This is a genomic window from Agromyces humi, from assembly GCF_009720255.1.
GTDB classification, from domain to species: domain Bacteria; phylum Actinomycetota; class Actinomycetes; order Actinomycetales; family Microbacteriaceae; genus Agromyces; species Agromyces humi.
The window spans coordinates 1-13,921 of sequence record NZ_WJSP02000066.1 but is presented as its reverse complement, the minus strand read 5'-3'; the positions used below and the strand labels follow the sequence as shown (position 1 = coordinate 13,921).

Annotated in this window: 17 protein-coding genes; 6 read left to right on the top strand and 11 right to left on the bottom strand. The window is 71.0% G+C overall.

Translation table 11 applies throughout. The features are described 5' to 3' along the window. The 8 genes from GH736_RS25585 to GH736_RS08290 all read right to left on the bottom strand — a co-directional run. The coding region (locus GH736_RS25585) for a methyltransferase domain-containing protein (protein ID WP_328596803.1) at positions 1-760 on the bottom strand (760 nt) is incomplete at its 3' end. A gap of 19 nt (positions 761-779) precedes the next feature. Further along, positions 780-1,922, bottom strand: coding sequence for a type III polyketide synthase (locus GH736_RS08320; protein ID WP_159602038.1), 1,143 nt, complete (start codon positions 1,920-1,922; stop codon positions 780-782). Beyond that, on the bottom strand, positions 1,919-2,287 hold the full coding sequence (locus GH736_RS08315; protein ID WP_159602036.1) for an SHOCT domain-containing protein: 369 nt from the start codon (positions 2,285-2,287) through the stop codon (positions 1,919-1,921). The genes GH736_RS08320 and GH736_RS08315 overlap by 4 nt, the downstream gene beginning before the upstream one ends. A gap of 2 nt (positions 2,288-2,289) precedes the next feature. Then, positions 2,290-2,718 (bottom strand): DUF6325 family protein, encoded by a 429-nt coding sequence (locus GH736_RS08310; RefSeq protein ID WP_159602034.1) that lies wholly within the window; start codon positions 2,716-2,718, stop codon positions 2,290-2,292. Between the two features lie 110 nt (positions 2,719-2,828). Then, complete coding sequence (locus GH736_RS08305; RefSeq protein ID WP_159602032.1) at positions 2,829-3,875, bottom strand: AI-2E family transporter; 1,047 nt, start codon at positions 3,873-3,875, stop codon at positions 2,829-2,831. 2 nt (positions 3,876-3,877) lie between these two features. Then, the gene (locus GH736_RS08300; protein WP_159602030.1) at positions 3,878-4,549 is read right to left on the bottom strand and encodes a GAP family protein; all 672 of its coding nucleotides are present in this window, start codon (positions 4,547-4,549) and stop codon (positions 3,878-3,880) included. A gap of 46 nt (positions 4,550-4,595) precedes the next feature. After that, a complete protein-coding gene (locus GH736_RS08295) occupies positions 4,596-6,266 on the bottom strand; it encodes a SulP family inorganic anion transporter (RefSeq protein ID WP_159602028.1) in 1,671 nt (556 codons plus the stop codon). A 24-nt stretch (positions 6,267-6,290) separates the two neighbouring features. Continuing rightward, a complete protein-coding gene (locus GH736_RS08290) occupies positions 6,291-7,628 on the bottom strand; it encodes an ion channel protein (protein WP_159602026.1) in 1,338 nt (445 codons plus the stop codon). Positions 7,629-7,804: 176 nt separating this feature from the next. Between GH736_RS08290 and GH736_RS08285 the strand changes: the two genes are divergently transcribed. Further along, positions 7,805-8,206: an SHOCT domain-containing protein gene (locus GH736_RS08285; RefSeq protein ID WP_159602024.1), complete on the top strand. Its 402-nt coding sequence runs from the start codon at positions 7,805-7,807 to the stop codon at positions 8,204-8,206. 4 nt (positions 8,207-8,210) lie between these two features. Here GH736_RS08285 and GH736_RS08280 read toward each other — a convergent pair whose 3' ends face one another. The 3 genes from GH736_RS08280 to clpS all read right to left on the bottom strand — a co-directional run bounded on the left by GH736_RS08280 (position 8,211) and on the right by clpS (position 10,298). Then, positions 8,211-9,389, bottom strand: coding sequence for a DUF998 domain-containing protein (locus GH736_RS08280; RefSeq protein WP_235933899.1), 1,179 nt, complete (start codon positions 9,387-9,389; stop codon positions 8,211-8,213). Positions 9,390-9,504: 115 nt separating this feature from the next. Next, complete coding sequence (locus GH736_RS08275; protein WP_159602020.1) at positions 9,505-9,999, bottom strand: DUF2017 family protein; 495 nt, start codon at positions 9,997-9,999, stop codon at positions 9,505-9,507. After that, positions 9,996-10,298, bottom strand: a complete 303-nt coding sequence (gene clpS, locus GH736_RS08270) for an ATP-dependent Clp protease adapter ClpS (protein WP_235933898.1) — start codon at positions 10,296-10,298, stop codon at positions 9,996-9,998. The genes GH736_RS08275 and clpS overlap by 4 nt, the downstream gene beginning before the upstream one ends. Before the next feature lie 244 nt (positions 10,299-10,542). Between clpS and GH736_RS08265 the strand changes: the two genes are divergently transcribed. From GH736_RS08265 to GH736_RS08245, 5 genes are read left to right on the top strand one after another with little or no spacing between them, the layout of a single operon-like run. Further along, positions 10,543-11,364, top strand: coding sequence for an alpha/beta fold hydrolase (locus GH736_RS08265; protein ID WP_159602016.1), 822 nt, complete (start codon positions 10,543-10,545; stop codon positions 11,362-11,364). Then, a complete protein-coding gene (locus GH736_RS08260) occupies positions 11,361-12,896 on the top strand; it encodes a sensor domain-containing diguanylate cyclase (RefSeq protein WP_159602014.1) in 1,536 nt (511 codons plus the stop codon). Before GH736_RS08265 ends, GH736_RS08260 begins: the two co-directional genes overlap by 4 nt. After that, positions 12,884-13,189, top strand: coding sequence for a DUF7882 family protein (locus tag GH736_RS08255; RefSeq protein ID WP_159602012.1), 306 nt, complete (start codon positions 12,884-12,886; stop codon positions 13,187-13,189). Before GH736_RS08260 ends, GH736_RS08255 begins: the two co-directional genes overlap by 13 nt. A 40-nt stretch (positions 13,190-13,229) precedes the next feature. Further along, positions 13,230-13,553 (top strand): DUF7882 family protein, encoded by a 324-nt coding sequence (locus GH736_RS08250; RefSeq protein ID WP_159602010.1) that lies wholly within the window; start codon positions 13,230-13,232, stop codon positions 13,551-13,553. Between the two features lie 43 nt (positions 13,554-13,596). Next, positions 13,597-13,875, top strand: coding sequence for a hypothetical protein (locus GH736_RS08245; protein ID WP_235933897.1), 279 nt, complete (start codon positions 13,597-13,599; stop codon positions 13,873-13,875). The last annotated feature ends 46 nt before the right edge of the window (positions 13,876-13,921 follow it).

Below are 13,921 nucleotides of genomic sequence, written 5' to 3'. Positions count from 1 at the left end.
GCCGACGAGGAGCGACGCGGGGAGGCCGATCGTGATGCCGATCGGCACGATCGCGTTGGTGGCGCTCGACTGGCTCGTCGTGAGCGCGGCGACGAGGAACAGGGCGAGCGCGAAGAGCAGGGCGCCGGATCGACGTGAGCCCGTCGGCACGGATGTACGAGCCGGCGAGCAGGTTGCGCGAGAACGGCAGGGTGCCGAGCGCGAACCCGGCGTACCCGTAGCGTGTGCGCTCGATGTCGGCGTGCACGGCGACGCCGCCGCCCGACGCGAGCCGCTCCGAGTCGGCGAGGAGCGCGCCGAACTGATGCCCGTCGAGATGGTGCAGCACGTGGTTCGACGTGACCACCTCGAACCGCTCGCCCGCGTCGGCGAGCTCCGAGCTCGACACCCGCCGCAGCACGAGCCCCGGTTCCGCGGGCTGGGCGAGCGCCCAGTCGAGCGCTCGGGCGTCGGGGTCGATGGCGGTCACCTCGAGCCGCAGCCCGTCGGCGCGAGCCCACCGCAGCAACGCCTGGGGCAGGTCGGCGCCGCCCGTGCCGACGTCGAGCACGCGACGCGTCTCGGTCGGCGAGAGGCACGGCCGCACCCAGCGCCGGTACACCGCCCGCTGGTTCGACACGACCGCGTTCACGAGCCGGAAGCGCTCGTAGGTGCGGGCGAGCGTCGCCACGTCGCCGTCGGGGTCGTCCATCAGCTCGGTCGCGGTCTCGTCCCGATGCCGCAGGAACCCCCGGTCGAAGAACCCGGGCACGGTGCTCATCGGGTCAGGTGCCCATCGATCAGGCGCGCACCGTCATGAGCGCCGACTCGACCGTGAGGCCGGGGCCGAATGCCATGGCGACGACGCGGTCGCCGTCGTCGGCGGCATCCGAGTCGAGGATGTTGCGCAGCACGAACAGCACGGTCGCGCTCGACATGTTGCCGAAGTCGCGCAGCGTCTCACGTGCGGGCACCAGCTGCGCCTCGCTGAGCCCCAACCGCGACTCCACCTTGTCGAGGATGCTCCGCCCGCCGGGATGGATCGCCCAATGCTCGATCGCCCCGCTCGCGGCGTCCGAGGCCAGCGCCTCGGCGAGCGCGGAGTCATGGTCGAGCAGTGGCTCGATGGCGCCCGTGATGTGGTCGTCGATGATCGTCGGCACCGCGTTCGAGAGCACCATCTCGAAGCCGTGGTCGCCGATCTTCCACGCCATGTCGTCCTCGCCGTTCGGCGTGATGCGGGTCTCGAAGCGGTCGAGGTCGAACGCCCGCTCGCCCTCGGCCAGCGGCCTGGCCGTCACGATCCCGGCCGCCGCGCCGTCGGCGAAGAGCGACGACGCCACGATGGTGTCGGGGTCGTTCGAGGTGCGCAGGTGCAGCGTGCACAGCTCGGCCGAGACCACGAGCACGACCGCCGCGGCATCCGCTTCGCAGAACTGCTTCGCGGTGCGGAGCGCGGGCATGGCGGCGTAGCACCCCATGAACCCCAGGTGGTAGCGCTGCACGGCCGGGCCGAGGCCCAGTTCGCGCACCAGCATGAAGTCGGGACCGGGGGCGTAGAAACCGGTGCACGACACGGTGACCACATGGGTGATGTCGGATGCCTCGATGCCGGGGCATCCATCGATCGCCGCCCGCGCGGCCTGCACGTAGAGCTTGGTCGCCTCGGCGGCGTAGATGTCGTTGCGCACCTTCGTGCCGGGCATGAGGAGCTCGCCGCTGGCGTTGTCGAAGAACACGGGTTCCTCGACGCGAGCGTCCCAGCTGAGCTCGTCGAGCACCGTGTGGCGCGTCTCGATGCCCGACACGTTGAACGAGGTGGCGACGATGCGCTGCGCCAGCCGGTTGAGGCCGGGCTGGGCGGCGAAGACATCGCGCACCTGCTCCTGCACGAGCACCGTCGGCGGCACTGCCGTGGCGACCGCTCGAAGCGCGACGGTCACCCGAGCAGCTTCGCCTTGGCCGCGGCGAACTCGGCGTCGCTGAGGATGCCCTGGTCGCGCAGCGCGCCCAGCTTCTGCAGCTCGCCGACGAGGTCGGTGCCGCCCGCCGCGGCCGGCGCGGGCGCAGCCGGCTGGGCCGCATAGCCCATGGCCGCCTGCTGCTGCGCGACGGCCTGCTGGGCCGCGGCCTGCATCTGCGCCTGCTGCTGTTGGGCCTCGTACTGCTGCTGCTCGTACGCGTCCTGCTGCTTGTTCATCTGGTGACGCTGTATGCCACCGCTCACGGCGGTGGCGGTGCCGGCGACGACGGCGGTGCGCGCGGCGAGCCCGACGAGCCCGGGGCGACCCACTCTCCGGAACGGCATGCCTACTCCTCCTCCGCCTCGGCCAGCGCGGCGTTCACGACGGGCGCGGGGATGCGCTCGGTCTGCAGGACGATGCCGCCGGAGGCGGCGAACTTCGACGCGAGCTTCTTCGCCCACAGGAGCTCGATCGCGAACAGCGCGCCCGACGTGCCCGGCGGGATTCCCTGCGCGAACTCCTGCGCGTCCTCCTCGGCGACGAGTCCGATGGCCGCGAGTTCGATGTCGCCGAACCCGTACTCGTCGCTGATCTCCTCGTAGTCGGTGATCACGACGGAGCCGTCGTCTTCGCGCGAGATCACGAGCAGGTCGATGAGGCGGATCTCGCCGCCCTCGACCAGTTCCCGGATCGCGTCGAGGGTGGCGTCGTCAGGACGGTCCCCCTCGAATCCGACGAGATACAGCTCGACCGGGCCGTATTCGAACTCCGCCATGTGGTCCCCCTTGATCGGTGTGATTGCAGACTAGCCCGGGCCTCGAAGGCGGCGCCAGCATCGCTCGCGAATCCTCGGCGAACATCCGGATTGCCCGGTTCTCGCGCCTTCTACGGCGCCTGCGGGTCGCCGATGAGGTGCCGCAACGTGCCCGCGCGCGGATCGGGCTCGAGGAGCAGCGCCCGCACCAGCAGCGTCAGCGGGATGCAGAGCAGGGCGCCCATCGGCCCGAGCACGAGCGTCCAGAACACGACCGAGACGAACGTGATCGTGAGGGTGAGGCCGACGGCGTCGCTGACGAACTTCGGCTGCACGAACTCCTGCAGGATCACGTTGATGAGCGAGTATGCCAGCACCACGGTGATCGCGAGCGGCCAGCCGCCGACGACGAGGGCCAGCACCGCCGGCGGGATGAGGCCGATCACGAACCCGATGTTCGGGATGAAGTTCGTGACGAACGCGAGGATCGCCCACGTGATCGGCGCGGGAATGCCGAGCGCCCACAGCAGCAGGCCGTCGAGCACCGCGACGACCGCTCCGAACGAGGCGTTCACCACGTAGTAGCGGCGCACGCCCGAGAAGTAGCGGGCGCCGATCGCGTCGGCCAGGGCGCCACCGAACACGTGCGTCCCGCCTCGGGAGAAGCGCGAGGCATCCGCCGCCATGAAGAGCACGTAGGCGAGCACGAAGAAGAACGCCGTGGCGGCGCCGAGCACCGCATCGGCCACACCCGTCGCCACCGACAGCAGCTGCTCGGGATCGATCGCCCTCGCTGCCGACCCGGCCGCGTCGCTCGAGAACCCCAGCGATTCCAGCCAGCCGAGGATGCCCTGCGCGGTCGCCTGCAACTCGTCGGCGTACTCGGGCAGCATGGCGACGAACTGGGCGGATGCCACGACGAGCAGCAGCCCGAGCACGGCGAGGATCGCATACCCGACCAGGATGACGACGGTCGTCGCCAGCCAGCTCGGCCAGCCCCGTCGCTCGAGCGGGCGGCGCACCGGGTGGGCGATGATCACGACCACGGCCGCGACCGCGACGGGAACGAGGAGGTCGCGGGCGAACCAGATGCCCACGAAGACGACGACCGCGGCGGCGACGGTGAGCAGCAGCCGGGTGCCGCGGGCGAGTCCGGGAGGTGTCGCCTCGTCGGCCATGCTCAGAAGCTCCCGATGCCCTTGCCGATCACGACCACGCCGATGACGAGCAACAGCACGGCCATGACGGTCGCGTTGTTCTGCACGAGCCAGCCGCGCAGGGCCTCCAGCGGGCCGGCCATGCGGTTCGACGCGACGAGGTAGGCGATGACGGGGATGGCCACCGAGCACGCCGCGATGAGCACGAACACGAGGATGACGACCGCCGCCTCGCCGACGGCGAGGCCGGCCGTGCCGATGATCACGCCCGCGGCGACCGCCATGAGCAGGTTCTTCGGGTTCACCGCCGACAGCAGGAATCCGAGCACGAGGCCGCGGCCGGCCGTCATCTGGTCGATGGCCGCCATCCACTTCGGCAGCGCGGCCTCCTCACCGGGCTTCGGGCGGCTGCGCCACTGCCGCAGGGCGAGGAACAGCAGGGCGACACCCAGCACGATCTTGATCACGCCCGAGACCGGCTTCGAGGCATCCGGATCGTCCTCCGGGATCACCGAGGCGAGCAGCGTGAACAGCACGACGGCGACGACGATGCCGAGCACCCAGCCGATGAGGAAGCCGACGCTCGTGCCCTTCGCCTTCGGCGACAGCAGCATCAGGATCGCGGCGATGATCGGGATCGGGCTGATCGCGATGCCGAGTGCGAGCGGCAGGATATCGCCGATGATCGGGCCCATCAGGTCCCCCTTCCATGCGGCGGGTGCCGCGTCGTGTCAGCGTCGGTCAGCGTCGGTCGGCGTCGTGTCGGTTCGGACGTGCGGCGAGCGCGGCGAGCGCGGCCCGGTTGGTGTCGTACACCTCGTGGTCGCCCAGCAGGCCGAGGTGCACCAGGCGGGCACGGGCGTCGGGCCGCACCCGGCTGAAGGCGAGCACGATGCCGCGTTCCGCCAGCCACCCCTGCAGGGCTTCGAAGCTCTCGGCGCCCGTGACGTCGACGTCGGTCACCGCCTCCATGTCGACGACGAGGTGGTGCACGGATGCCGCGGGCGCGGCCGTCACCGCACGCTTCACCGCGTCCCCGAACACCGAGCCGTTCGCGAAGAACAGGGGCGCGGCGAGGCGCACGACGATCACGCCCGGAGCCGTGACGCTGCCCTCGGGCGCCTCCTGGAGCAGCGACTGCGTGGGCTCTCCACTCCCGGCGAGCACATCGATCGCCGGGTTCGCCGCCCGCTTGGCGAGGTTGACGAGCGCGAGCACGAAGGCGACGAGGATGCCGGGGATCGAGCCGATGAAGAGGGTGACGAGGAAGCAGGCGACACCGACGAGGAACTCGAAGCGGTCGGCCCGCCAGAGCGCACGGAACTCGCGGATGCCGAGCAGCGGCACGATCGCGACGGCGACGATGGCACCGATCGCCGGCGAGGGGATGTCCTCGAGCAGGCCGGTGCCGAACACCAGGAGCAGCAGGGTGCCGAGCGCCGTCACGAGCGACGGGAGCTGGGTGCGGGAGCCGGCCTGGTCCATCGCGGCCGTGCGCGACGTCGACGAGCCGACCGTGAACCCGCCGGTCGCGCCGGCGGCGATGTTGCCGAGGCCGAAGGCGAACAGGTCGCGGTTCGGGCGGGTCGGGTAGTCGTGCTTCTCGCCGTACGAGCGTGAGACGAGCAGCCCCTCCGCGGTGGTGACGAGCGTCAGCGCCATGGCCGACGGCACCAGCACCAACCACGTCGTCCAGTCGATCACGGGCCAGGTCAGCGCGGGCGGTCCCGCCTCGACGGGACCGAGCACTGCGACCCCCGCCTCGTCGAGGTCGGCGAGGACCACGCCGATGGTCGCGAGCACCAGCACGACGAGCGCCCAGGGCACCGCGCGGGCGACCCGCCGTCCGACCAGGAGGATCGCCAGCGCCATGGCGGAAATGACCACCGACCACCAGTTCACCGTGTCGAGGCCCGTGAACAGGCCCATGACCTTGTCGATGAACTCGCCGCCCGAGTCGATCTCGACCCCGAGCATCTTCGCCACCTGGGCCACCAGGATGTCGAACGCGAGACCGCCGACGAATCCGACGAGGATCGGCTTCGACAGGAAGTTCGCGAGGAATCCGAGCTTGAACACGGCGAGCAGCAGGAACAGGATGCCGCCGAGGATCGCCTGCGCGAGCGCCAGCGTGAGGTAGTCGGCGCTGCCGGCCATCGCCAGCCCCCCGATCGAGGAGGCGACGAGCGCGGCGGCCGCGGCATCCGGTGACGCCACCAGCTGCCGCGACGACACGGTCAGCGCGTACAGGACCGAGGGCACGACGAGCGCGTAGAGGCCGGCGGTGGGCGGCAGGCCGGCGATCTGCGCGTAGCCGATGTTCAGCGGGATCGCGATGGCGAGCAGCGTGATGCCCGCGAGGAGCTCGCGCACGACGTTGCGGCGGGTCAGCCCCGCCAGCGGTCGCGGCACGGTCGCTCGCTCGGGGCCGGCCATCTAGCGGCCGCTGGAGTCGGGGCTGCTCGGTGCCGGAGCGGGCACAGGCGAGGGCGCGGGCGCTGGCGCGGGCTCGGTCGCCTCGGGAGGCACGATGCGGAACTCGGGCGCACGGGACACCAGCAGCCACGCCGGGAGGATGATGACGCAGAGCACGGGCAGCAGCGTGATGTCGGTGGGGATCGCGACGCCGAGGAACAGCGCCAGCCACCCGTCGCGGCCGATGACGAGGACCACGCCCACGATGCCGCACGCGACGGCGAGCCCGAGCGGCATGCTCGGGATCAGCACGTGCCCCAGCAGGCCGAGGGCCACCCCGATGAACGCGGCGGGGAAGATGCGCCCCCCGCGGAACAGCGAGCTCGCCGCGACCAGCAGGGCCAGGATCTTGATGCCGGCGATCACGGCGAGCTGCGTGCCGTCGTAGTCGGCCTCGTTCTCGAGGAGCTCGCCCATCTGGGTGAGGCCCTTGAACATCGTGATGGGACCGCCGATGAGGCCGAGGATGCCGAGGAGGAACCCGCCCACGAGCGGGATGAGGATCGGATGCCGCAGGGCATGGAGCCCGCGCCAGAAGATCGGGAACGCCACGAGCGCGGCGAGGCTGATGACCACCGCCCCGCATGCGACGAGGGAACCGGTGAGCAGGTCGATCGCCTGCGGGCTGCCGTAGGGCGGCAGGTCGAACGACATCGGCGGCTGCCCGAGCAGGTGCATCGTGATGGCGCCGGCGCCGGCCGCGGCGACCGGGAGGAACAGCCGGTCCCACAACGACCCGCCGCCCTTCGCGGCGGCGACGATCCCCGTGAAGAGCAGCGCGGCTGCCACGGGGGTGCCGAACAGGGCGCCCACCGTCGCCGCGCCGGCGATCAGCACCGAGATCTGCGCGGGGACCTGCGGCAGCAGCCGGCCCAGCAGGGCCACGGTGATGGCGACGTTGATGGCGATGATGGGGTTCTCGGGACCGAGGCTCACACCGCCGGCGAGGCTCAGCACCGTCACCACGGCGAGGCCGGGGAGCACCCGCAGTTTCAGCGGCGGCGAGATGAGCTCGGTCGTCGCCGAGTCGGGACCGCCGTGGCCGGGGAGGTACCGGAGCCCGATGCCGACCGCGAGGCCCGTGAGGGTGAGGATCAGCACGATCCACCACCCGTTCGGGTCGACGCCGAGCGCATCGGGGAGGTTGGTCCACAGCACGTCGCTCAGCAGGTCGGCCAGCTTCTCGAGGGCCCAGAGGAGCAGCGCCGCGAAGGCGCCGAGCACGATCGCGGGGATCGCGAGGACCAGCAGCTGGCGCGGAGAGGCTCCTCCGTCGGTCGGCGTACGCGCGAGGCTCATCGTGAGCTCCTCCCCGTGTGGTGCGGCGCGTGGGCGGTCGACCGGAGTCCCGCCGCCCACGACTCCCCCGCGATGAGCGTAGCGCCGGGCATCGGTGGACGACCCCTCGCGCCACGCGGTAGGTTCACCTCAGCAGCGCTCACTGGGGGGCGCTCGAGCACATCGAAAGGCTGCGAATGAATTTCTGGAACAGTTTCGGAGACGTCATCTGGTGGTTCCTGTGGGCGTTCGTCTTCATCGCCTACCTCATGGCGCTGTTCGCGATCATCGGCGACCTCTTCCGTGACCACACGCTGAACGGCTGGTGGAAGGCGGTGTGGGTGATCTTCCTGATCTTCCTGCCCTTCCTCACCGCACTGGTCTACCTGATCGCGCGCGGCAAGGGCATGGCGGAGCGTTCCCAGCAGGAGGCCAAGCAGTACCAGGCCGCCACCGACGCCTACATCCGCCAGACGGCCGCCACCGGCGCGAGCCCGTCCGACGAGATCGCCAAGGCCAAGGCCCTGCTCGACGCCGGCACGATCAGCCAGGCCGAGTACGACCAGCTGAAGGCCAAGGCGCTCGCCCACGCGGCGTAGTCGCCTAGCTCGAGACCGGAACGGGGTCGGATGCCGAGGCATCCGGCCCCGTCCGCATGTCTGCGGCAGTGACGGCGGCGCCCTCAGCCGCCATCGCGGCCGGCGAGCCGTGCACCTGCATGCTGCCCGCACTGCGGAGGAACACGATGATCCAGCTGAAGATCAGCACGCCGGCGACGAGCTCGACGGCCGTCAGGTTGTAGTACCCCACGGCGAAGAAGATCGCGAGCAGCACGATCACGCCGACGAAGACGTAGCCGAGCAGCACGAAGACCCTCGGCATCGCGGGCACCAGCCAGCGCAGTCCCACGACGAGCCCGGCGAAGATGACCGCCATCCCGGTGGCGACCGTGTTGTGCACCGCGAAGAACTCGTCGACCGGGAAGATGCCGACACAGGCCAGGAAGATGCCGATGAGGATGAGGCCCAGTCGCAACAGGTTGCGGCCACGCAGCTCCTGCCGCGTCCTGGTGGGCAGCGAGGCCGTGGCGTAGCGCGCGATGATCGTGACCATGGCGCCGGCGACGATGAGGGTGACGTTGAAGGCCAGTGCGGATGCCTCGTCGCTCATGCCGAGGGCACTGAGGTTCATCTTCCACCACTGGGGGTCGCTCGCGCTGAGCATGGCGGCGAGCGCGCCCACCACCAGGAATGTCGCGAGCACGAGCGAGAGCAGCATCGGCGTCAGGTGCACGGAGGAGAGGAACGACACGTAGGAGGTGACCGCGAACGCGACGCCGGCGAGGATGGCACCGGCGAGCGGGAACACGACGGCGCCCACGAAGCTCCGTTCGAGCAGGTTGGCCAGGCCGATCCAGCCGAGCAGTGCGATCGCGCCGTGCGCCACGGCGAGCGCCGCGACATCGAACCAGTGCAGCCGCGCGCCCGGCATGTCGAGGCCGGGCGACGCGTTGTGCAGGACCGCGGGGTGGCGGTGCCTGCCCATCAGGACTCGCCCGAGGATGAACGCGATGAGCGCCGTCACCGCCCCGCCGATGCCCACGTACTCCCCGAGGGACCCCGGGCCCGAGATCGGGAGATCGCGTCCCCAGAACACGACGAAGGAGATCGCACCCCCCACGACGAAGAAGGCCGCCCCGAGCAGGAGCGCGATCGACTCGAGTGACTCGGCACTGGCAGCCGGGTGCCGCAGCACCCGGGAGATCGACGACGATTCGGCCACGAAGCACCCCGTTCGCTCGTGCGGCCGCCTGGGGGACGGCCGCGCCTGGCACCACACTGCCAGTCCGGGGCGTCGGGTGTCCATGGCGGATGCCGCGGCTGCCGCCGATCGGAGCTCAGGAGTCGATCGGGTCGAGCACCTCGAGCATCGAGCCCTGCACGAAGCCGGCCCACTCGTAGGCCGCGCGGAGGTAGTCGTCGCGCGTCTCGTCGGCGCCGTCCTCGCCCTCCTCGACCACGCCGACCCGTTCGGCGAGGATGAGTCGCAGGTCGGTGAGGAACGTCAGCCAGCCCCACGCCTCGGACTGGTCGAGCTCGATCTGCACGACGGTGTCGTCGCCGTCCTCCACCGCGGTCGCGTCGCGCACCCGCTGCGCGGCCTGCCTCTTGCCGTCGACGAGGCTGTCACGCGTGTAGCGGGCGAACTCGCGCGACGACGACGCGTCATCGGGGTAGGCGTTGGGCAGCAGCCGCCCGAGCGCCGGGTCGTCGGCCTCGCCGAGCAGCAGCACCGAGTCGACCTGGTCGGCGAGCTCGGACAGGAGCATCGCCTCCTCGGCCTCGAGCACGATGCGCACGCCCTCGCCGCCGCTTCGCCCGGCGACGATCACGCCTCTGCCCTCGAGACCGTGGCCTGCAGGCCGTACGCGTGCATCGCCTGCGCGTGCCGCTCCATGGCCTCGCGGTTGCCGGTCGCCACGACCGCGCGGCCCTCGTGGTGCACCTGCAGCATCAACCGCTCGGCCTCATCCCGCGGGTACCCGAAGTAGCTGCGGAACACGTAGCTCACGTACGTCATGAGGTTCACCGGGTCGTCCCACACGATCGTTCGCCAGGGCACGTCGGCCACGACGACCGTCGCCGCGTCGGCGGAGGTGTCGGTGTCGGGGTGCTCGAGGGTCGCGGTCACGTCTCCAGCCTGACACGACGGCTCGCTCGGCGGAACCCGCGGAGGGCGGACGTTCGCGACGGCACGAAGCGCCGTGACGGCGATGGTTGCATAGTGGACGAATGCGAGCGGGTCAAGCCCCCTTGACATTGTCGTCGCGACCCTCTGCTCCGAACAGCCCGCGGGTAGTGTCGGAAGGGATGGAGAGCCCCCACTCCGCGCCCGGTTCGCCGGGGCCACACCTCAGACCCCCCGGCAGGACCCTATGACCTTCACGGCCCCCCGCGCCCACACCGACGCGCTCCGACGGAACAACGTCACGGTCTCCGGAGACCCGGCCGGGCGGCCCATCGTCTTCGTGCACGGCTTCGGCTGCAGCCAGGCGATGTGGCGGTCGGTGGCGCCGCAGTTCGAGGCGGATCACCGGGTCGTGCTCCTCGACCTCGTGGGCGCGGGGGGCTCCGATCGCGACGCCTACGATCCGGCGAAGTACGACTCGCTGCACGGCTACGCCGACGACGTGCTCGAGGTGCTCGAGGCCCTCGACCTGCACGATGTCGTCTACGTGGGCCACTCCGTCGCAGCCACCATCGGCGTCCTCGCCGAGACCACGGACGCCTCACGATTCGGTGAGCTGGTGCTCGTGGGGCCTTCGGCCCGCTACCTCGATGACGAGGATTACCGCGGCGGTTTCGCACGCGCCGACATCGACGGACTGCTCGACGCGCTCGACGCGAACTACCTCGGCTGGTCGACCGACATGGCGCCCGCGATCATGGGCAATGCCGAACGACCCGAGCTCGGGCGGCAGCTCACCGAGAGCTTCTGCGCGGTGGATCCCGAGATCGCCCGCCACTTCGCTCGCGTGACGTTCCTCTCCGACAACCGACGCGACCTCAGCGCCGTGCGCACGCCGACCCTCGTGCTGCAGTGCTCCGACGACGTGATCGCCCCAGAGTCCGTCGGGCGATACGTGCACGAGCAGATCCCGACGAGCCGGTTCGTGCAGCTGGCCGCGACCGGTCACTGCCCGAACCTGTCGGCGCCCGACGAACTGGTGCGCGAGATCAGGTCGTTCCTGCCGTGACGATCTCCGGCGCCGCGCCCCTCGACCGGGAGCGCAACGACCGGGACGCCCACGACGGCGCACCGGCCGGCACCGACGACCCGTACCTCGAGCTGTTCGAGGACGCGCCGTGCGGCTACCTCGAAACCACCCCCGACGGCATCATCACCCGCGTCAACCGCACGTTCGAACGATGGACCGGCCATCACCGGGAGGCGCTGCTCGGCTCCCCCTTCGTCGAACTCCTCACCTCGCCCGGGCAGCTCTTCTACGAGACCCGCTACGCCATGGTGCTGAGCCTCGCCGGCGAGGTGCGGGAGGTGTCCCTCGCCGTCCGCTGCGCCGACGAGCGCGAGCTGCCGATCCTCGTCAACGCCGTGATGGTGACGGATGCCGATGGCGCGCCCCGCGCGATCCGTACTGCGGTCTTCGACGCGACCGAGCGCCAGGACTACGAGCGCCAGCTGCTGCTCGCCCGTCGGGATGCGGAGGCATCCGAGGCGCGCGTCCGCGTGCTGCAGGACGCCTCGAGCGCCTTCGGCCTCGCCACGACCGCCCAGGAACTCGCCGCGGCCCTCCTCGCGAGCGCCGGATCGGCCCTCCGCGCGTCGAGCGCCGCCGTGCTGCTTGCCGACGGGTCCGGTCCCCTCGAACTCGTCGAGGGCGACGACATCACCATGGCGCTGCTGCCGGAGGGCCTCGAGGCGCTCGCCGAGCAGGCGATCGCCAGCGGTGAGATCATCACCCTCTCGAGCCTCGCGCAGGCGGCCGCGATCATGCCCGGGCTCGACGACGCCCTGCACCGGCACCGCCTCGCCGCCGTCAGCATCATCCCCCTCCGCACCGACGAACGCGCGGCCGGCGTCGTGATCTCACTCTTCGGACGGGACCGCAGCTTCGATGCCGAGAGCCGCGAGATCCAGGCCGCGCTGGCGCGGCAGGCCGGACAGGTGCTGCGCCGGGTCCGCCTGCAGGAGGAGCTCGCCCACCGCGCCCTGCACGACCAGCTCACCGGCCTCGCCAACCGCAAGCTCCTCGAGGAGCAGCTCGAGGCCGCCATCTCGGCAGCCACCCGCAGCCGCCGCCCGCTGTCGGTCGTCTTCGTGGACCTCGACGGCTTCAAGGCGATCAACGACAGCCTGGGCCACCGGGTCGGCGACGACGTCCTCGTCGAGGTCGCCGCGCGGCTGCGGTCGGTGGCGCGCGCGGGCGACTCGGTCGCCCGGTACGGCGGCGACGAGTTCGTCGTCGTCTGCGAGGATGCGGCAGCCGAAGCGAGCGCGACCATCGCCGAGCGATTCCGCGAGGCGGTCGGGCGGCCGCTCGACAGCGTGCCGCCGCGCTACGATGTCGCCGCCAGCATCGGGGTGGCGGTGTGGGAGCCTGGCGAGCGCGCCGAGCCCACGCCCGACTTCCTCCTCCGCACCGCCGATGAGGCCATGTACGCCTCGAAGGATGCCGGGCGCGACCGCGTCACGATCGTGATGGCCGGCGAGACGGACTCCACTGACCTTGCACACGACCCCCGAGCGGAGGCTTCATGGGAACACTGAGATACGACTCCACCATCACCGCGGAGTTCGACGATCGCACGCTCACCCACCTGCAGGTGGTGATCTGGTCGAAGCTGCGTCGCGGCGAGCACTTCGCCTTCACGTTCGGCGACGAGGCGCCGCCGGCGAAGCGCACGTCCGTGTGGTGCAGCCCCACCGTGCCGATGGCGTTCCAGTTCGACGAGCCCGGTGATCCGTCCGAGCTCAACCCGCGCTGGCTGGAGCTGCTGACGAAGTCGGCGAACTCGGCCGGCGGGCTGCGGCCAGTGCCCGAGCCCGAGGCCGCGTCGTGAACGGATGCCGCAGCACCACCAGTGCACGAGGAGGAATGCCATGGGCCAGTTGATCTACGGCGGAGCGCGCATCTCGGAGTTCGAGATCGAGGACCGCGTGCTCGCCCACCTGCAGTTCGTCGTGGCCACCAAGCTGCGACGCGGCGAGCAGTTCATGCTCACCTGGAATCATGGGGTCGAACGCGGCAGCGGGCGCAGCTCGATCTGGATCAGCGCGTACGTCCCCGTGCACTTCAAGTACAACGGCAACCGGCCGCCGAAGCTCAACCGGGCATGGCTGGAGCTGATGATCGACGGCGCGAACAGCCCCGCCGGGCTGCATCCGATCCCCGAGGCGGCAGCCGGGGCCGGGGTGCCCGAATGAACGACGAGCGTCCGATGACCACACGAGAGAACGGAGGTGCGGTGTGAAGATCCACCGCCTGACAGTCGACGGCCGGGACTACTTCCTGCCCGAGCCCATCGATGCGCTGCGCGCCGAGATCCTGAAGGCGATCCAGGCGGGCGGCGGCTACGTGAACGTGCCGCCCCTGCGCGGCGGTCCCGGCATCGACATCCTCTTCTCCCCGGGCATGCCGGTCACCTGGTCGCAGATCGACGTGGGCGGCGAGCCGGATGACGCCGCCGGCGCCGTCGGCACCGACGAGGACGAGGCGTACCAGGACCCGCCCTACGGCGCGCTCTGAGCGACCCGGCCGCCGGGTGGCACACCCGGTCCCGGCGCGCCCGGTG

Bases quoted from the DNA above. Each gene is read 5' to 3' on its own strand.
- GH736_RS08315 (WP_159602036.1), bottom strand. From the start codon at position 2,287: ATGCCGTTCCGGAGAGTGGGTCGCCCCGGGCTCGTCGGGCTCGCCGCG.
- GH736_RS08310 (WP_159602034.1), bottom strand. From the start codon at position 2,718: ATGGCGGAGTTCGAATACGGCCCGGTCGAGCTGTATCTCGTCGGATTC.
- GH736_RS08305 (WP_159602032.1), bottom strand. From the start codon at position 3,875: ATGGCCGACGAGGCGACACCTCCCGGACTCGCCCGCGGCACCCGGCTG.
- GH736_RS08300 (WP_159602030.1), bottom strand. From the start codon at position 4,549: ATGGGCCCGATCATCGGCGATATCCTGCCGCTCGCACTCGGCATCGCG.
- GH736_RS08290 (WP_159602026.1), bottom strand. From the start codon at position 7,628: ATGAGCCTCGCGCGTACGCCGACCGACGGAGGAGCCTCTCCGCGCCAG.
- GH736_RS08285 (WP_159602024.1), top strand. From the start codon at position 7,805: ATGAATTTCTGGAACAGTTTCGGAGACGTCATCTGGTGGTTCCTGTGG.
- GH736_RS08265 (WP_159602016.1), top strand. From the start codon at position 10,543: ATGACCTTCACGGCCCCCCGCGCCCACACCGACGCGCTCCGACGGAAC.
- GH736_RS08255 (WP_159602012.1), top strand. From the start codon at position 12,884: ATGGGAACACTGAGATACGACTCCACCATCACCGCGGAGTTCGACGAT.
- GH736_RS08250 (WP_159602010.1), top strand. From the start codon at position 13,230: ATGGGCCAGTTGATCTACGGCGGAGCGCGCATCTCGGAGTTCGAGATC.